We start from the raw sequence: 17756 nt of genomic DNA on the forward strand, positions 1-17756 counted from the left end.
GAACCCTCAGCCGAACGCGAATCCGGGAGGACCCTCACCATGGCCATCACCGACGACCTGCGCAAGACCCTCAGCGACCCGACCCCGCTCTACTTCGCCGCCGGCACCGCCGACCTCGCCCTGCAGCAGGCGAAGAAGGTCCCGGGCCTGGTCGAGCAGCTGCGCGCCGAGGCCCCGGCCCGGATCGAGGCGGTGCGCAACACCGACCCGAAGGTCGTCCAGGAGCGCGCCGCCAGCCGGGCCAAGGAGGCCCAGGAGACCCTCCAGTCGAAGGTCACCGAGTTCTTCGGCGCCCTCGACGGCGACCTGAAGAAGCTCGGCGAGTCCGCCCAGGACCTCGCGCTGCGCGGGGTCGGCGTGGCCGCCGAGTACGCCGTCCGCGCCCGGGAGACCTACGAGAAGGTCGCCGAGCACGGTGAGCAGGCCGTGAAGACCTGGCGCGGCGAGGCCGCCGAGCAGATCGAGGACCTCGCCGTGGCCGTCGAACCGAGCGCGGAGCCGAGCGCCGAGCCGGTCCCGGTCAAGGACGAGCCCGAGGCCGCCGGCAGTGAGCCCGCCGAGGCCAAGGCCGCCGCGCCGGCGAAGAAGACCCCCGCCAAGAAGGCGCCGGCCCGTAAGCCGGCCGCGAAGAAGGCGACGCCGCCCGCCGAGTGACACAGGGCTTCCAGGAGCGGGCCGGGCACTTCCCGAGTGCTCGGCCCGTTGTTCGGGTAGCCGGGCCGGGCTTGCGGGTACGGTGACCGGGTAGGACGAGCCGAACCGGATGGTGGACATCATGCTGATGGAGGGATTCGCGGGGTTCATGGCCCTGCTGAGCCTGGCCTTCACCCTTTTCAGCGGCTTCGCGCTGGTGGACGCCGCCGTGCGGCGTGAGGACGCCTATCGCGCCGCCGACAAGCAGACCAAGCCGTTCTGGCTGGTCATCCTCGGCCTGGCCTTCGTGGTGAGCCTGATCTTCGGCATCCTGTCGTTCCTGCCGATCATCGGCCTCATCGCCACGATCGTCTACATGGTCGACGTCCGCCCGGCGCTCCGCCAGATCTCGGGGCCGCGGCGGCGTGGGGGCAGCAGCAGCGACGGGCCCTACGGGCCGTGGAACGGCGGTCGCTGACGCCGCCTGGCCGCGGGCATGCGTGCCGCCTGGGGCGGCACGGGTGGGCTGGGGGTCCCCCTCTGGGGGAGGCACCTCGTAGCGCCGAGTTGCGCGAACGCCCCTCGCCCCGCCGCACACCCTCCCGCTGCTCAGCTCGGCCGGAGGCTACGGCACCCGGTCCAGCAACAGCACGGCCACGTCATCCGTGAGGTCGCCCCCGTTCAGCTCGCGCACCTCGTGCACGGCCGCCCGCAGCAGCTCCTCCCCGCGCAGGCCCTCGGCCAGCTGCCGGCTGACCATCTCGACCATGCCGTCCTGCCCCAGCCGCTCCTTGCCGGCGCCGACGTGGCCCTCGATCAGCCCGTCGGTGTAGAGCATCAGGCTCCACTCGGCGCCCAGCTCCACCTGCATCCGAGGCCACCGGGCCCCGGGCAGCAGTCCCAGCGCGGGCCCGTTGTTGTCGTACGGCAGCAGCCGCGGGGCCCGTCCGGGACGGGCGATCAGCGGGGCCGGATGCCCGGCCAGGCACAGCCCGGCCCGGCGGCCGTCCGGGGCGATGTCCACCGTGCACAGGGTCGCGAAGATCTCGTCGTCGGACCGCTCGTGCTCCAGCACCTGCTGCAACGTGCTCAGCAGCTGGTCCCCGCACAGCCCCGCCAGGGTCAGCGCGCGCCAGGCGATGCGCAGCTCCACACCGAGCGCGGCCTCGTCCGGGCCGTGCCCGCAGACGTCGCCGATCATGGCGTGCACGGTGCCGTCCGGCGTACGGACGACGTCGTAGAAGTCACCGCCCAGCAGGGCACGCGAGCGGCCGGGCCGGTAGCGCGCGGCGAAGCGCAGCGGGGAGCCCTCCAGCAGCGGCGTGGGCAGCAGCCCGCGCTCCAGGCGGCGGTTCTCCTGCGCGCGCATACGGCCCTCGGCGAGCCGCCGCTCGGCCGTGTCGGAACGTTTCCGCTCCACGGCGTAGCGGATCGCGCGGCTCAGCAGCCGGCCGTCCAGCTCGTCCCGGAAGAGATAGTCCTGGGCGCCGACGCGCACGGCATGGGCACCGCGCTCGGCGTCGCCGGAGGCGGTGAGCGCGAGCACGGCGTGCCGGGGCGCGATCTCCAGCACGTGCTTGAGCACGGCGAGCTCGTCGTCGTCCGGCTCGCCCGCGCGGCCGGGCGCGGTGAGCGCCAGGTCGAGCAGGATGCAGTGGACGTCGTCGGTGAGCAGCCGCTCGGCCTCGGTGAGGTTGCGGGCGGTGCGGACGCGGATGGGCTGGCCGGCGGAGTCGAGCAGATCGGGCACGATGGCGGACCCGCCCGGGTCGTCCTCGATCAGCAGCAGCGTGAGGGGGGCGGTGGTGTCCTCCTTGATGAGGCCTGCGGTGGACGCGGCCGGCGCCTGACCACTCTCCACGGCCGGGATCGCTCTCTGCCGCGGTACGGGTACGGGCATTGTCCTGTGTTCCTTCCCTCCCCCCGAGGGCATGGCGGGGCGAGGGACCTCGACCCACCGACCGGGACCATAGCGGGTGACGCCGCCGCAGCGGAATGGTCCACGCCACTCCGCCCGGTGCCAGGTCACTGTCATATGCCGCGTTCCGTACCGCAGTTGGGCGAGGTGACCGGGGCTCCGGGATGACGAACGTCACGTCCTGGCCGAGTTTGGGAGCGACTTGCCGTGCCGCAGGTCACGTGGTCGCGGTCACGGCTTCGGTCACGGGGCCCGGCTCAGGCGGTGGCCCGCGTCACGAGGTCCCCGTCACGAGGTCCCCGTCACAAGGCATGCCCCCGCACCCCATAGCCGTACAAGACCTCACGCATCCGGCCGAACCACCCCGAGTATCGGCATCGAGCCCGCACCCGCGACCGTCACCGTGCGCCCCGGGCGCGGGGCGTGGACGATCAGGCCGTCGCCGATGTACATGGCGACATGGCTGGCGTCGTCGAAGTAGATGATCAGGTCGCCGGGCCGCATGTCCTCGACGTCGACATGGGGCAACTGGGCCCACTGCTGCTGCGAGGTGCGCGGGATGGCGCGGCCGGCGCTCGCCCAGGCCTGGGAGGTCAGGCCGGAGCAGTCGAAGGAGTCGGGGCCCTCGGCGCCCCAGATGTACGGCTTGCCCTGCTGTGCGGCGGCGAACTGGACCGCCTTCCTGCCCTGTTCGCTGGCTCCGGCGGTGCTGCCGTCGAGGACGCCGGTGTCGAGCCAGGCGGTCTGGGCCTTCTGTGCGGCCTCCCGCTCCAGGCGGGCCAGCCGCTCCTTCTCCTCCTTCTGCAGCTGCTTCTGGAGCGCCTCGGCCTCGGTGATCCGCTTCTTGATCTTCTGCCGGGCGGCGGCCTTGGCCTTGCGGTTGGCCTCCAGCTTCTTCCACTGCGCGGAGGCGTCCTTGGCGTACTGCTCCAAGTCCTGCTGGGTGCGGGTCACTTCCCCGAGCAGGTTCTTGGTGGCGCGCTCGCCCTGGCGGATGCGGCCGGTGCCGTCGAGGAACTCGCTCGGGTCGTCGCTGAGCGCGAGCTGGGCCTCGGGCGGCAGTCCGCCGGTGCGGTACTGGGCGGCGGCCGCGGCGCCCATGCGGTCCTTGAGCCCCGCGAGCCGCTCGCGGCCCGCCACGATCTTCTTGGCCAGCGCGACCAGTTGCGCGGACTGCTGCTCGGCCTTCTCCTCGGCGGCGTTGTAGGCGTCGGTGGCGACGGCCGCGTCGTGGTAGAGCTCGTCCAGCCGCTGCTGCACGGCCTGAAGCTCCTTGTTGGTGGCCGGAGTCGGCCGGGTCGCCGAGGCGGACGGCGTGGGCTCGGGCGTGGGGGCGGGTGCGGCGAACGCCGTGCCCGGTGCCGCCAGCACGGTGACCGCGCAGACGACGGTCAGAGCCGCCGTGATCAGGCCGCGCTTGCCCGTTGCCATACCTCTTCCCCCAAACTGATTAACCGTCAGTAACTTACGGCGCCTGGGGGATAGTGCCATGCCGCCGCCCAGAACGACAGAGGTCGTGCCCGGACGGGGCATGAATCGCCTTCCCCCCACGGCCGTACGGCCATGTCGTGCTCCCCGCCTGTGTGACGAACGGCTCGCCGAGATCGTTCCCCCAGGTCACCCACATGGGCGAAGGTCAGCTGCCGGGGGCCAACGCGTCCCAGCGCACGGTCACTTCGCCCTGGCGCCAGCGCGCCGGCCCGTCCGTCACCGGCCAGTCGGCGGTCAGGTCCCGCACTGTGCGCATCCAGCGCTGGCGGGCGCCGTAGGAGGCGTACGGCGCGGCGGCCGCCCAGGCGCGGTCGAAGTCGCGCAGGAAGGCGTGCACCGGCTCGCCGGGGACGTTGCGGTGGATCAGCGCCTTCGGCAGCCGCTCGGCGAGGTCGGAGGGCCGCTCCAGGGAGCCCAGCCGGGTGGCGAAGGTGACCGTGCGCGGCCCCTCCGGGCCGAGCGCGACCCAGACGTGCCGGCGCCCGATCTCGTCGCAGGTGCCCTCCACCAGCAGCCCGCCCCGCGAGGGCCCGGCGGCCGGGGCGAGCCGGGCGCACAGCCGCTCCCAGACGGCGGCGACCTGCTCCTCGTCGTACTGGCGCAGCACGTTGGCGGCGCGGATCAGCAGCGGCCGCTGGGGGAGCGGGATCTCGAAGCCGCCGTGCCGGAAGGTCAGGCCCTCCCGCTCGTAGGGCCTGGCGGCCTGCACGCGCGCGGGGTCGATCTCGATGCCGACCACGCGCGCGTGCGGCGCGACCGTGCGCAACCGGCCGAGCAGCTCGACGGCGGTCCAGGGGGCGGCGCCGTAGCCGAGGTCGACGGCCACGGGGTCGGCGGCGCGGCGCAGTTCGGGGCCGTGGGCCGCCGCGATCCAGCGGTCCATGCGGCGCAGCCGGTTCGGGTTCGTCGTCCCGCGCGTGACCGTGCCGATGGGGCGGGCGGCGCGGGATGTCATACGTATGAGGGTATGCGGCCCGCGGTGCCCCGACTCCCATGGATATCGAACGGTTGAGCGACAAGCCGTAATGATTCGGCAAAGAAGCCATGGGAAGAAGGCGGAAGGAAATGGAACTACGGCGTCCGTGGTTGCACCCCCTTGGAGGGCGCGGCAGGTCCTCCGTCCGGCATGCCCGCAGCAAGGAGGAACGCCACGTGAGCCACTACGTCGGCCGGCTCGGGCGTCGCTCTCCGGCGGCCCCCTCGCGGCTCAGGCTCGGGCACCGCCGCCCCCGGCGCGTCGCCATGCTCTCCGTGCACACCTCCCCCCTGCACCAGCCGGGTACCGGCGACGCGGGCGGCATGAACGTCTACATCGTGGAGCTGGCCCAGCGGCTCGCCGCGATCAACATCGAGGTCGAGATCTTCACCCGGGCCACCACCGCGGCCCTGCCGCCCACGGTCGAGATCGTCCCCGGCGTGACCGTCCGGCACGTCGACGCCGGCCCCTACGAGGGCCTGGCCAAGGAGGACCTCCCCGCCCAGCTGTGCGCCTTCACGCACGGCGTGATGCAGGCCTGGGCCGGCCACCGCCCCGGCCACTACGACCTCGTCCACTCCCACTACTGGCTCTCCGGCCACGTCGGCTGGCTCGCCGCCCAGCGCTGGGGTGTGCCCCTGGTGCACGCCATGCACACCATGGCCAAGGTCAAGAACGCCAACCTCGCCGACGGCGACACCCCCGAGCCCGCCGCGCGGGTCATCGGCGAGACGCAGATCGTCGCCGCGGCGGACCGGCTCATCGCCAACACGTCCGAGGAGGCCGACGAGCTCGTACGGCACTACGCCGCCGACCCCGGGAAGGTCGCCGTCGTCCATCCCGGCGTCAACCTCGAGCGCTTCCGCCCGGCCGACGGCCGAGCCGCCGCACGGGCCCGTCTGGACCTGCCGCAGGACGCCCTGATCCCCCTCTTCGCGGGCCGCATCCAGCCCCTGAAGGCGCCGGACGTGCTGCTGCGCGCGGTGGCGGTGTTGCTGGACGAGCGCCCGGAGCTCCGCTCGCGCATGCTGGTCCCGATCGTGGGCGGCCCCAGCGGCAGCGGCCTGGCCAAGCCGGAGGGTCTGCAGAAGCTGGCCGCACGCCTGGGCATCGCGGACGTCGTACGGTTCCGCCCGCCGGTCGGCCAGGACCAGCTCGCGGACTGGTTCCGCGCGGCATCGGTGCTGGTCATGCCGTCGTACAGCGAATCCTTCGGCCTGGTCGCCATAGAGGCGCAGGCGGCCGGCACGCCCGTCCTCGCGGCCTCGGTCGGCGGCCTGCCGGTGGCCGTCCGCGACGGGCGCACCGGCTTCCTCGTCCAGGGCCACGATCCGGCGGCCTACGCGCGCGTGCTGCGCGATTTCGCCGACACCCCGCACCTGTCGGCGAGCATGGGCGAGGCCGCCGCCCGGCACGCCCGCTCCTTCGGCTGGGACGCCTCGGCCGCCGCCACCGCCGAGGTCTACACCGCCGCCCTGCACGCCCATCGCCGTCGCGTACGCTCCCACCATGGGTGAGTCACAGCAGGCCGCACGAACCATCGAGGGCGCCCTGAAGGACGCCGAACTGGAGTGGGAGTCCCCGGAGTCCGGCCACTACGTCGTCAAACTCCCCGGCACCCGCAAGCTGTCGACCACCGTCTCCCTGAAGGTCGGCCGCCACTCGCTGTCGCTGAACGCCTTCGTCATCCGCCACCCCGACGAGAACGAACCCGCCGTCCACCGCTGGCTCCTGGAACGCAACCTCAAGCTCTACGGAGTGAGCTACGCGGTCGACCCCCTCGGCGACATCTACGTGACCGGCAAGCTCCCCCTGGCCGCCATCACCCCGGACGAGATCGACCGCCTCCTCGGCCAGGTCCTCGAAGCCGCCGACGGCTCCTTCAACACCCTCCTCGAACTCGGCTTCGCCACGGCCATCCGCCGCGAGTACGAGTGGCGGACCTCACGGGGTGAATCGACCCGGAACCTGGACGCGTTCGCGCACTTGCTGCGACGGCCTTCGAGCTGAGGGCCGCGGTCCGCGGGCGGCTTCACGCCCGTCACCCGTCCGGATCTCCCGGACTGTGCGGGCGGTGCGACCGGCATGACGCTGGAAGCCAGCCCGAGAGCCGACGTCCTGCGGCTGCCCATCCTCCAGGAGCGTGCGCATGGCCCGGAACCGTCGTCTGATCCTGAGCTCGCCCTCCGAGGTCTGGAGCCTGCTGTCCGACGGCCACCGCTACGGGGAGTGGGTGACAGGGACCCAGCAGGTCCTGGCCGTGGACCCGCACTGGCCGGACGTCGGCGCCCGACTGCGCGTCCGCGTCGGCGCCGGCCCCCTCACCCTCGACGACACCTGCGTCGTCCGCATTTCCGAACCACACCACCGCCTGCAACTGGAAGCCAAGGCAGACCCCTTCGGCGCGGCCCGCATCGCCATGAAGCTGACCCCCTGGGGCGACCACACCCTCTTCACCCTCGACTGGCACCCTCTCCGCGGCCCCGGCACCCGCATGCACGGCCTGCCCGTCGACTACGTCGTCGCCATCCGCAACGGCATGATGCTGACGAAGCTGGCCCGCATCGCGGTCAGCGAGCATGCCGGGAGCGTCTGATCCGGCTGCCGAACGGGGGAGGACCTGTGGCAGAACTGCCCGAGCGTGTGGATCGCGACATTCTGGAGGGGCGCGCCATCCTCGCGGTGCAGACGATTCGTGAGGCACGAGGATGCTCGCTCCGCGAAGCGGTCGATCTTTACCATCAGCGCTACGGAGAGCTGCGTCCTGAGCCGGAGCCATCTCCGGAAGCCCCCCGGCCCCGCGTGCTGCGGTTCGAGCGGGACGGGTCTTTGGTCGTGCTCGAGGGACTGCAAGACGGTCAGCACCCGAAGGAATGAGGGGCCGGACGGCCACCTGGACCGCTACGCGCCGGGGGCCCGGTACTGGACTTGCCCGGCTTTGCGCAGGGCATCCATGGTTTCGTCGATGCTCAGCAGCACGGTCGTCTCGAACGAGCTGAGTGCGCCGCCTCCGCTGATCGCCAGGGCGACCGCGGCCATGGAGACGTTGTCGGGGGCCTCCCACAGGTTGTAGCCGTCGCGGCTGCCGAACGCGTACCAGAAACCGTGGAGCTTGCCGCCGACGGACTCGATGTACGACTGAGCGGCCTTCGCGCGGTCCTCGGGGTGGCCGATGAGTCTCGCCCAAGTCTCCGGTGTGTAGCTGAACCTCGATAGATAGAGCGGCATCATGTCTCCCTTTCGTCCCAGCAAGGGATGCCCCCGCAGGAGGAGACACGCCGCCGAGGCCGCGCGCATCTCCCCCGAATGGCCGGGATGATGACCGGCATGGCCACTGCGTGAGCGACTCCGCCCGCATCGGAACTAGGGGGCCTTCCGAAACCTCGGGCTTACTTCTCCTTGCCCTGGGTCTTGGCGGGGATCTTGGCGAGCTGGGTTTTTGCTGGTCAAGGGCGTTGGGCTTGTGCGCCTGGTGGCCGTCGTTGGTCGCCCTTGGCCGCTGTCGATCGGCATCGGACGGCCCAGGCTCTTCCGCACTCGACTAACGGCCAGCACCATCGATGCGCCGCGTCTGAACATCAGCCGACGACAGTCAGCCACGGCGGCGGGTCCGTCGACCGATCTACGCACGCGTGTGCCTCGCTGTACCCCACCAGGCTTAGCCACGCTGCCCTGTCGTCGACGAGAGCAAGCCCCACCGGCCGGGACGGTGAGGACGACTCGGCATACGGAAGCCAGCACCCTGAGCTTGAGGAACTGCTCACTCCCGCCACTCACCTGGGCGAACGATCAGGGAAACGGCTTCTCGTCCGTGGCTGCTGTATCGCGGTTGCCCGCTCGGTGCCGGACTCGCGGGACACCCGCCGTTGCCAGCCTTGGCAGCAGCGTGCCGTCCGGGATCATCGACACTGTCCGAAACCGTACATTGGTGGCAGAATTGAGCAACAATAAGGAGACCTCGGACCCAGTGGCACCCTAGGACGTTCGACACTCGGAGCACTATATGCGGCTAGTCTCTTTCGCTCTTTCTAATTTTCGAAGCATTACGCGCACAGAGAGACTAAGTCTCGATTCCTTCACGGTATTGGTGGGGCCGAATAACGAAGGCAAGTCGAATATCCTTCTAGGTCTGGTTAGCGGCATGAAGCTGCTTTCGCTGCATAACGTCCCGCCTGCGCGGACTGTGGTGCTACTGGCAAGGCGTGTAACGACCCGGGCGTTCACAACAGATGTGTATAAAGCGAGTAGGGATCTTCCCCTCCATCTACAAGAGAAGCCTGCCGCCAAAACAACCTTCGACTTCGAGTTCGAGTTGACAGATCGGGAGATCGCAGAATTTAAAGTGGAGGTTAAGAGTAATCTCAATGGAAGACTTCCGGTGAGATTGACCGCCTCAGCCGATTCTATTCAGTTTGAAGTGAGGAAACAGGGGCGTGGGGCCGCTACTCTATCTGCCAAAGCCGCACAGATTTCACGATTCATTGCGACCCGGATTGATGTAAAGGACATCCCTTCGGTTCGTACTGCGCGAGATTCTGTGGAGTTGGTTCGGAACATGGTAGAGAGTGAAATTGCAGATTTGGAGAAGTCTGAGGAATATCGCAGGGCGGTGGAAAGAATCGCAGATCTCCAAGCACCCGTGCTGGCCAGCCTTGAAAAGGCGCTGAAAACCTCGCTTGGGAAATTTATTCCAGATCTAAATTCTGTGGAAGTGATCGTCTCTGATAGGCTTTCCGCCCTCCGGAAAAACTGCCAAGTAATCATCGATGATGGAACGCCGACACAGCTCCGCTACAAGGGCGACGGCATTCAGAGCCTCGCTGCTATGAGCCTGATTCACCATCTCGCGCAACAAGGGTCGCGCAACGGTGGCATGGTGCTGGCTGTAGAGGAACCCGAAGCTCATCTGCATCCAAGGGCGATCCACTATCTGAGGGATACTCTGCTTGAAATCTCGGAACGGCAGCAAGTTGTAATTACCACCCACAGTCCACTTTTTGTCAACAGGGCTGATGTGGCTAGCAACGTAATCGTCAACAACAACAAGGCTCGGCCCGCTAGGACCGTCTCTGAGATCCGGGATGTACTGGGGGTTAGAGTTTCTGACAATCTCAGTGCAGCCCGCGTGGTTCTGCTGGTTGAAGGAACCGAGGATAAGCGCGCAATCGTGCCGATTCTTCGGAATATGTCGACTATTCTCGATTCTGGAATCGAGTCTGGAGCATTGGCCGTTGAGTGCCTGAGGGGCGCTGGAAACCTTGGGTATCAGGCATCCCTATTTAAGAGTCAGCTTTGCCTGGTGCATGTGTTTATGGATAACGATAAAGCTGCAACCGATGCTGCAGCGAAGTCACTGAGTCTCGGAGGCTTGGAGTATTCGGAGATTTCACATGCCATTTTCCCGGGCATGAAGGAGTCGGAAATTGAGGACCTTTACAAGGTTGCCGCCTATCAAGAGGTTATCGTCCAAAAATTCTCAGTAAGTTTCCCCACTGCCCAATTCAACAAGAAGAGGTTGAAATGGTCCGAAAGGATGAAGAGAGCCTTCTTGGCGTCGGGGCAGCAGTGGAATGATGCAATCGAGGTCAGTGTAAAGAATGCTGTGGCAGAGTCCGTGGCAAGGGACCCCGGAAATGCCATCGATCCCGCAGTTGGAAGTTTGATGAAGAATCTTTGCAGCGTTTTGGAGCGCAAGCTTGGTACGTAAGAGCGGCTTGGGGTGACGCTGCTTTGCAGCCATGATCTGCGAGGCTCGCGCCTTCTAGTCGGTGCTGTGTGTGCGGCCCGGACGCTGGCCGGGCTGGAGCGGGGCGGAGATAGGAGTGCAGGCTCAGCCGGGGGCCGGGCCGCGCGCGGGGAGCGGAGCGAGCCGCCTTGAACCAGTAGAGAAAGTTGTAACTCGGTCGGTCGCGAGGGGCTTGAAAGTGGTATGTGCATGCCGGGAGTTCGGCGCCCTCGCGGTCGGCGAGCTGAAGGAAGAGCACTGGGCGGATGGTCCACGTGACACTTACGTCGGCCTGCGTGACCGTGATCGTGCAGGGTTCTGCCCGTAGGAGTGCTTGTCAGGTCGTGATGCGGCCGTCGTAGAGCCACTCCCAGGCCTCTTCGCTAGCGGCGGCGTCGAGCATGGGTGTCATGGTGCGGAGGGTGATCGCCACCCACCTGTCTGCCTGGGCTGCGGTGTCGGCGTCGAACGAGGCGACAAGGGCCCTCGGCCGTGGATCTGTGACGTCCTCGGTCCAGCACTCGCACCAGTAGCCGCGGCGGAATTCCTTCTTCAGCACGGGTGGCCTCCCCGCTGGGCGTCCGCGTACAGCTCCGCGGTGACCGTGTGGCCCTGGTCGCTGCCGTGGATGACGACGCGGTGAGCAATCGCGCTGACCATGCCCAGGCCCCGCCCGTGCTCGGAGTCCTCCGCTTGGTCCTGGTGCTCGACCTTCGGGGCAGCCTCCGTGTCCCCGTCGTCCGTCACCGATACCGCGACCACCTGCGCCGAGACGGGGACGGCCAGGTGAAAGCTGCCGGAGCGTTGGCCGCTCGCCGTGTGGAGAATCGCGTTGGCGCTCAGCTCGCTCGCGATCAGCTCCGCGTCCTCGGCTAATGGCGAGCCACGCAGAATGTCGCGCGTCCAGCGGCGGGCTCGGCTGACCTCTTCCGGGGAACCTGGGCAATTGAGCCCCCAGACGCGTTCCTCGCCCGGCGGCGCCGGTATCTGCTCGACGGGCGGCCGATCGAGTTCGCCACGTCCTACCTCCCGCTCGACATCGCGCGCGGTACGCCGATCGCCGAGCCCAACCCCGGCCCCGGCGGCATCTACGCGCGCCTCGAAGATCTCGGCCACCGCCTCGACCACTTCGAGGAGGAGATCCGCGCCCGGATGCCCTCGCCGGCCGAGGTCAAGACGCTGCACCTCGCCTCCGGTGTGCCCGTGATCCACCTGATCCGGACTGCCCTCGACACCGAGGGTCGAGCCGTCGAGGTCTGCGACACGGTCATGGCAGCGGACGCCTACGTCCTGTCGTACCAGCTCCCGGCCACATGAGCGGGTGAGCGGCGGTGGTGCGCCGGGACGCTTCTCCGAACTCGTACACCCCAAATCCCAGTCGCTCTGCTGATCACCCTCGACAATCCGCGTCGCTGGGGCGGCCGCGCCTGACTGCCCAGCAACAGCTGACGGCCCGAGGGAGGCTTTGCCCTGGAAGTGACAGCCCGAGCCCCTCAAGTGCGGCGGCACGCCGTAGCTGCCACGGTGAACTGCGTGAAGGCGGGGCTCGCGCGGTGTCAAGGGCCACCGTAGGTGCCAAGGGTGGGCAACGGCTGCTGCCAGGTACCCGCTAGTTCGGTGAGTGCCTCGCGTGCCAGCTGGCGCACTTTGAGCCACCCTGCGTCGGCCGTGAGTGCCGCGTACGTCCACCTGGAAGACTGCTGCGTCCCGCTCATCGCGTCGAGGATCGCGTCAATGCGTGCGAGTCGCGACTCCAACGCCACGTCGATCCGGCCGGCTTCGGCGAGGACGTGAATGGCGGCCCCCGCGTTTTCGTAGTCCAACGCCAAGTCGTCGGTTTCGAGTCGGTACCTTTCGAGCCATACCGTCTGGTCCTCTGCCTCTGCGGCGAGCATCGTGAGTGTCTCGACCAGGTACTTCCACGCGCCTGCTTCGGACAGCCTCTGCTCGCTCATCCGCACCCGCCCCCTCGGCGCCAATCGGCCGTACGCCCACACGATGACCGGCACCTTCCCCCACCCCGTGCGCGGGACAGTACCAAGGCCCTCGCGAGCGCAGCGAAAAGCCGTGGCTGCCGTCTTCGAGGGCGCATACGCTCCCGTGCGCTTAGGCCAGGAGGGCGAGATGTCCGACGAAGAGTCCACCGAGTACTACACGCTGCTCTGCGACGATCCGTCCCACGAGGTGGTCCTCGTCGACTGCGGGCCCCGCGAGATGGATGTGGTCCTTGCAGTGCGCAAGGTGACCGGGCTGAGCTTGTGGCACAGCCGAGTCCTGGCGCGCCAAGCGCCCGTCACCCTCCGAAAGGGGCTGTCTGCGTACAGGGCCCAGTCCGCTGTCGCTGTGCTCCAGAGTGCCGGCGCGAGGGCGGAGTGGAGACAGGAGCCCGAGCCCGGAGAGCGCACGGCCCCATCGCCCTGACGGCCCGGAGGCAGCGAAAAGCCCCCTCCCCGCAGCAAACCCGCAGGCAGGGGGCCTCCCAAAGACGTCGGGCTTACTTCTTCTTGCCCTGGTTCTTGACCGCCTCGATAGCCGCAGCGGCCGCCTCGGGGTCGAGGTACGTGCCGCCCGGGTTGACCGGCTTGAAGTCGGCGTCGAGTTCGTAGGCGAGGGGGATGCCCGTGGGGATGTTCAGGCCCGCGATGTCGGCGTCGGAGATGCCGTCGAGGTGCTTGACCAGGGCGCGCAGCGAGTTGCCGTGGGCGGCGACCAGGACGGTGCGGCCGGCCAGGAGGTCGGGGACGATGCCGTCGTACCAGTAGGGGAGCATCCGGATGACGACGTCCTTGAGGCACTCCGTCCGCGGGCGCAGCTCCGGCGGGATCGTCGCGTAGCGCGCGTCGGAGGACTGCGAGAACTCCGAGCCGTCCTCGAGCGGCGGGGGCGGGGTGTCGTACGAGCGGCGCCACAGCATGAACTGCTCCTCGCCGAACTCGGCGAGGGTCTGGGCCTTGTCCTTGCCCTGCAGGGCGCCGTAGTGGCGCTCGTTCAGGCGCCAGGAGCGGTGGACCGGGATCCAGTGGCGGTCAGCCGCTTCGAGGGCGAGCTGCGCGGTGCGGATCGCTCGCTTCTGGAGCGAGGTGTGCACCACGTCAGGGAGCAGGCCGGCGTCCTTGAGCAGCTCACCGCCGCGGACCGCCTCCTTCTCGCCCTTCTCGTTGAGGTTGACGTCCACCCATCCGGTGAACAGGTTCTTCGCGTTCCACTCGCTCTCGCCGTGGCGGAGGAGGATCAGCTTGTACGGTGCGTCGGCCATGGCCTTTAGCCTACCTAAGCGCTCTGGGGCCCGAGGGTGTGTGCTCACTGTGTGGAATGGTGTGGGCTTCGCCCCACCGGGGCGGGGGGAGGGCGATCTGACAGCCGACCGCCCGGCCCTCTAAATTAAGGTGAACTCTTCCACAACCTAAAGCCACGTCCACCTGTCTGCCTCAGCGCAGGTGTAGCGGTTCAGATGAGGAGCACAGAACGTGACCGTGCGTTCCTTTGCGCGGCGGATGCGACCGCGAATCGAGCGGAAGGCCGCCGAGCGAGTCTGGCAGCTGCGAACCATGCGACGGCGCCGTATGGCTGCGGAGACCAACCCCGTGCTGCGTCCCGTCGTCGTACGCGGCCAGCAGTTGTTCGGGCGGGTTGTGACGGAGTTCACCGCCGTCGGAGCGGCCGCCGCCAACCTCGACCTGGTCGTCGCCGCGCTGGAGCAGGAGAACATCTCCTACTTCCTCGTGCCGACCGCCCGTACCCGCCATGTCGTCGGCGTCAACGCCGTCGACCGTGACCGGCTCCTCGCGGGCCTGGAGAAGCTGTACGCGGGCAAGGCGGTCTTCATCGGCCGTCCGCTGCCCGGCGGCCAGCTCAAGCACCCGGCGATGTTCCTGGACGGCATCCTGCCCGCCGGCCTGCGCACGGCTCCGGTCCTGCGCATCGGCGAGAACCACCTCGGCCCGGCCGGGCAGCTCCTCTCCGGCCCCGAGCTGGCCTGTGACGTGGAGTTCTGGGAGGACGGCGGGCAGCTCCTCGCCGGCGAGGACGGCCCGCGCCGCCTGGCCAAGGTGCAGCCGCAGGCGTCCGAGGACGTCTTCGCCGAGTCGCTGATCGCGCCCCGCAACAACGGCATAACGGACGTGCTGCCGGCCTCCGAGCAGAAGCCGGTCACCGTGAAGGTCGGCGCCCGCGAGCTGCCCAGCTTCGCCGCGCTGACCCTGCCGACCGTGAACCGCGTCACCTTCCCGGTGGACATCGTCTACACGTGGGTGGACGGCGAGGAGCCCGCGATGCGGGCCAAGCGCGCCAAGTACCAGGAGAAGGGCACGGCCGAGATCCTCGACAAGGAGATCAACGCCTCCCGCTACACCAGCCACGACGAGCTGAAGTACTCGCTGCGCTCGCTGGCGATGTACGCCGACTTCGTGCGGCACATCTACATCGTCACCGACGGCCAGAAGCCGCACTGGCTGGACGACACCGCCGACGGCATCACGGTCGTCGACCACCGCGACATCTTCCCCGAGGGTGTCCTGCCGGTGTTCAACTCGCACGCGATCGAGACCCGGCTGCACCACATCCCGGGCATCTCGGACCACTACCTGTACTTCAACGACGACGTCTTCTGCGGCCGTCGCGTCACCCCGGAGCACTTCTTCCACGGCAGCGGCCTGATGAAGATCCCGGTGTCCCCGCTGAAGATCGGTGTCGGCAAGCCGCACGCCGAGGAGACGGCCACCAACTCCGCCAGCAAGAACGTACGGGCGCTGCTGCTGGAGAAGTTCGGCAAGATCACCACGAACAACTTCATGCACACCCCGCTGCCGCAGCACCGTGGCACGCTGCAGGAGATCGAGGAGCTGTTCCCCGAGGACGTCCAGCGCACCACGGCGTCCCGGTTCCGCTCCCCGACGGACATCGCCGTCACCGCGCCGATGCTCTACAACTACTCGCTGATGACGGGCCGCGGTGTGCCGGGCAAGTTCAGCTTCCGGTACGTCAACATCAGCCGCCCGGACGCCGACAAGCGCCTGACGGACCTGAAGAACAACCGCCGCTTCGACTTCTTCTGCCTGAACGACGTGGACGTTCCGGAGGAGGAGCGCGAGCAGGTGCACACCCGCATGGCGGAGTTCCTGGAGAACTACTTCCCGTTCCCCAGCCCCTACGAGAAGCGCGACTGACGGGCTGAGGCCATGGAGATACGTCACCGCCTGCCGGCATCCGCGGGCATGCGGGCCGCCCGGGACCTGCTGCTGCGCTGCCGGCTCTGGCTGACCGCCCGGCTGTGGGCAGCGCGCGCCGCCCGGCGCCGCCGCCGGCTGCGGCGCACGGTCCCCGGGCTGCGCCGCGTCGCCTTCGGGTCGCAGCGGCTGTACGGCCGTACGGTCGCCGCCTACACCGCCGCGGAGGCCGTCGAGGCCGACCTGGCGCAGGTGTGCGACCTGCTGGAGGCGGCGGGGGTGCCGTACTTCCTGGTGCCCTCGGAGCACGGGCACGGCGCGCCGCGCCAGGTCGTCGGCGTCGCCGACACCCATCGCCGTACGGTCCTGGCGCAGGCCGCGCGGACTTTTCCGGGCACGGCGGCGTACGTCGGCGCGGTCGGCGCGGACGGCGGTGTCTCGAACGCGGTGCTCTGGGCCGACGGCAAGCTGCCGCGGGCCCTCGGCCGGGCCGCGGTGCTGCGCATCGGTGAGGTGCGCCTCGGCCCCGCCGGTCAGGTGCTCAGCGGCCTGGAGGCGGGCTGCGACATCGAGTTCTGGCGGCAGGGCCGGGACCTGGGCGCGGAGCCCGGGCATCTGACGGTCCCCGGCGACAAGCTGGCGGACGTCTACGCCACCGCGCTGGTCGCCCCGCGCCGCAACCCGGTGTCCGAGGTCGTCCCCGAGGCCGCGCAGAAGCCGGCCACGGTCGCCGTCCACGCCCGCCCGGTGCCGACGTTCGCCGCGTTCGCCGAGCCCGGCATCGACGAGGTGCTGTTCCCGGTCGACGCCGTCTACACCTGGGTCGACGGCAACGACCCGGCGATGGCCGCCAAGCGCCGCGCCCACCAGGAGCGCTCCGAGAACGACATCGCCGCCCGCGAGACCGGGGACTCCCGCTACACCAGCCATGACGAGCTGAAGTACGCCCTGCGCTCGCTGGAGATGTACGCCGGTTTCGTACGGCATGTGTATCTGGTGACCGACGCGCAGGTGCCGGAGTGGCTGGACCCGGAGGCGGAGGGCATCACGGTCGTCGACCACCGGGACATCCTCCCGGCGGACGCGCTGCCGGTGTTCAACTCGCACGCGATCGAGAGCCGGCTGCACCACATCCCGGGCATTTCGGACCACTACCTGTACTTCAACGACGACGTGTTCATCAACCGTCCGGTGCAGGCGGAGCACTTCTTCCACGGCAACGGCATCGCGCGGATCCCGTTCTCGCCGCTGAAGCTGGGGGTCGGGGCGCCGCATCCGCTGGAGCCGGCGCCGAACTCGGCGGGCAAGAACACCCGTGAGGTGATCAAGCGGTTCCACGGCCGGCAGATCACCAACAAGTCGCTGCACACGCCGCATCCGCAACTCCTTTCGGTGATGCGGGAGATGGAGCAGCTCGAGATCGGGGAGCTGCAGCGCACCGCGTACTCCCGGTTCCGCTCCACCTCGGACGTGGCGCCCGCCTCGACGCTGCACCACCACTGGGCGCTGGCGACCGGCCGGGCCGTCCCGGCGGAGTACCTCTTCCGCTATGTGCAGCTCGGCTCGCCGGACATGCGGCAGCGCCTCGCGCGGCTCGCGGCCGGCGAGGACGTCGACTTCTTCTGCCTGAACGACGTGGACACGCCTGCGGCGGCACGGGCCGCGGCGCAGCACGCGATCGGGGCGTTCCTGCAGCGCAAGTACCCGTTCCCGAGCCGCTTCGAGCGCCGGGGCAAGGGCACCGCGGCGCGGCCCCGTGGGGGACCCGCACGCCGCCGGATACGCGAGAAGGCGCCGGTACAGCCCGTGGATTGACGGGGAGCGTCAATCCGGTGGCGCGCCCGGCAG

At 69.0% G+C, this 17756-nt stretch carries 18 protein-coding genes and 1 pseudogene; 11 read left to right on the top strand and 8 right to left on the bottom strand.

The window, feature by feature from the left end; all coding sequences use genetic code 11:
* The first annotated feature begins 39 nt into the window (after window positions 1–39).
* The gene (locus RKD23_RS20480) at window positions 40–654 is read left to right on the top strand and encodes a hypothetical protein (protein WP_424854969.1); all 615 of its coding nucleotides are present in this window, start codon (window positions 40–42) and stop codon (window positions 652–654) included.
* 121 nt (window positions 655–775) lie between these two features.
* Complete coding sequence (locus RKD23_RS20485) at window positions 776–1111, top strand: DUF2516 family protein (RefSeq protein WP_424854970.1); 336 nt, start codon at window positions 776–778, stop codon at window positions 1109–1111.
* A 147-nt stretch (window positions 1112–1258) separates the two neighbouring features.
* On the opposite strand, the gene RKD23_RS20490 is transcribed toward RKD23_RS20485, so the two are convergent.
* From RKD23_RS20490 to RKD23_RS20500, 3 genes are all read right to left on the bottom strand, one after another.
* Window positions 1259–2533: a PP2C family protein-serine/threonine phosphatase gene (locus RKD23_RS20490; RefSeq protein WP_424854971.1), complete on the bottom strand. Its 1275-nt coding sequence runs from the start codon at window positions 2531–2533 to the stop codon at window positions 1259–1261.
* 360 nt (window positions 2534–2893) lie between these two features.
* A complete protein-coding gene (locus tag RKD23_RS20495; protein ID WP_424854972.1) occupies window positions 2894–3982 on the bottom strand; it encodes an NlpC/P60 family protein in 1089 nt (362 codons plus the stop codon).
* Window positions 3983–4187: 205 nt separating this feature from the next.
* Window positions 4188–4997 carry a class I SAM-dependent methyltransferase gene (locus RKD23_RS20500; RefSeq protein ID WP_424854973.1) on the bottom strand — a complete coding sequence of 270 codons (810 nt, stop codon included), beginning with the start codon at window positions 4995–4997 and terminating at the stop codon, window positions 4188–4190.
* Window positions 4998–5194: 197 nt separating this feature from the next.
* On the opposite strand from RKD23_RS20500, the gene mshA reads away from it, so the two are divergent.
* From mshA to RKD23_RS20520, 4 genes are all read left to right on the top strand, one after another.
* A complete protein-coding gene (mshA, locus tag RKD23_RS20505; protein ID WP_424854974.1) occupies window positions 5195–6535 on the top strand; it encodes a D-inositol-3-phosphate glycosyltransferase in 1341 nt (446 codons plus the stop codon).
* Entirely contained in the window at window positions 6528–7028 is a 501-nt protein-coding gene (locus RKD23_RS20510) for a YbjN domain-containing protein (RefSeq protein ID WP_424854975.1), read from the top strand. Before mshA ends, RKD23_RS20510 begins: the two co-directional genes overlap by 8 nt.
* A gap of 139 nt (window positions 7029–7167) precedes the next feature.
* Window positions 7168–7614, top strand: coding sequence for an SRPBCC family protein (locus RKD23_RS20515; RefSeq protein ID WP_424854976.1), 447 nt, complete (start codon window positions 7168–7170; stop codon window positions 7612–7614).
* Window positions 7615–7640: 26 nt separating this feature from the next.
* Window positions 7641–7895, top strand: coding sequence for a hypothetical protein (locus RKD23_RS20520; RefSeq protein WP_424854977.1), 255 nt, complete (start codon window positions 7641–7643; stop codon window positions 7893–7895).
* Window positions 7896–7919: 24 nt separating this feature from the next.
* On the opposite strand, the gene RKD23_RS20525 is transcribed toward RKD23_RS20520, so the two are convergent.
* Window positions 7920–8246: a GYD domain-containing protein gene (locus RKD23_RS20525; protein ID WP_404041725.1), complete on the bottom strand. Its 327-nt coding sequence runs from the start codon at window positions 8244–8246 to the stop codon at window positions 7920–7922.
* A gap of 775 nt (window positions 8247–9021) precedes the next feature.
* On the opposite strand from RKD23_RS20525, the gene RKD23_RS20530 reads away from it, so the two are divergent.
* On the top strand, window positions 9022–10725 hold the full coding sequence (locus RKD23_RS20530) for an ATP-dependent nuclease (protein ID WP_424854978.1): 1704 nt from the start codon (window positions 9022–9024) through the stop codon (window positions 10723–10725).
* A 355-nt stretch (window positions 10726–11080) separates the two neighbouring features.
* Here RKD23_RS20530 and RKD23_RS20535 read toward each other — a convergent pair whose 3' ends face one another.
* Both RKD23_RS20535 and RKD23_RS20540 read right to left on the bottom strand, forming a co-directional pair.
* On the bottom strand, window positions 11081–11302 hold the full coding sequence (locus tag RKD23_RS20535) for a hypothetical protein (protein WP_424854979.1): 222 nt from the start codon (window positions 11300–11302) through the stop codon (window positions 11081–11083).
* Window positions 11296–11730 (bottom strand): ATP-binding protein, encoded by a 435-nt coding sequence (locus RKD23_RS20540; protein WP_424858292.1) that lies wholly within the window; start codon window positions 11728–11730, stop codon window positions 11296–11298. The genes RKD23_RS20535 and RKD23_RS20540 overlap by 7 nt, the downstream gene beginning before the upstream one ends.
* On the opposite strand from RKD23_RS20540, the pseudogene RKD23_RS20545 reads away from it, so the two are divergent.
* Window positions 11710–12060 (top strand): annotated as a pseudogene (locus RKD23_RS20545) (GntR family transcriptional regulator); the annotation flags it as partial. The gene RKD23_RS20540 and the pseudogene RKD23_RS20545 overlap by 21 nt on opposite strands.
* Window positions 12061–12299: 239 nt before the next feature.
* Here RKD23_RS20545 and RKD23_RS20550 read toward each other — a convergent pair.
* The gene (locus RKD23_RS20550) at window positions 12300–12698 is read right to left on the bottom strand and encodes a hypothetical protein (RefSeq protein ID WP_424854980.1); all 399 of its coding nucleotides are present in this window, start codon (window positions 12696–12698) and stop codon (window positions 12300–12302) included.
* Between the two features lie 169 nt (window positions 12699–12867).
* On the opposite strand from RKD23_RS20550, the gene RKD23_RS20555 reads away from it, so the two are divergent.
* On the top strand, window positions 12868–13164 hold the full coding sequence (locus RKD23_RS20555; RefSeq protein WP_424854981.1) for a ribosomal protein L7/L12: 297 nt from the start codon (window positions 12868–12870) through the stop codon (window positions 13162–13164).
* Window positions 13165–13237: 73 nt separating this feature from the next.
* Here the strand turns inward: RKD23_RS20555 and RKD23_RS20560 are convergent, their stop codons facing one another.
* The gene (locus RKD23_RS20560; RefSeq protein ID WP_424854982.1) at window positions 13238–13999 is read right to left on the bottom strand and encodes a phosphoglyceromutase; all 762 of its coding nucleotides are present in this window, start codon (window positions 13997–13999) and stop codon (window positions 13238–13240) included.
* A gap of 211 nt (window positions 14000–14210) precedes the next feature.
* On the opposite strand from RKD23_RS20560, the gene RKD23_RS20565 reads away from it, so the two are divergent.
* Both RKD23_RS20565 and RKD23_RS20570 read left to right on the top strand, forming a co-directional pair.
* The gene (locus RKD23_RS20565) at window positions 14211–15908 is read left to right on the top strand and encodes a stealth family protein (RefSeq protein WP_424854983.1); all 1698 of its coding nucleotides are present in this window, start codon (window positions 14211–14213) and stop codon (window positions 15906–15908) included.
* Window positions 15909–15920: 12 nt separating this feature from the next.
* Complete coding sequence (locus tag RKD23_RS20570; protein WP_424854984.1) at window positions 15921–17723, top strand: stealth conserved region 3 domain-containing protein; 1803 nt, start codon at window positions 15921–15923, stop codon at window positions 17721–17723.
* The last annotated feature ends 33 nt before the right edge of the window (window positions 17724–17756 follow it).

Origin of the sequence: Streptomyces sp. SAI-170 (assembly GCF_049739565.1) — a bacterium.
In the GTDB taxonomy this organism is placed as follows: Bacteria; Actinomycetota; Actinomycetes; order Streptomycetales; family Streptomycetaceae; genus Streptomyces.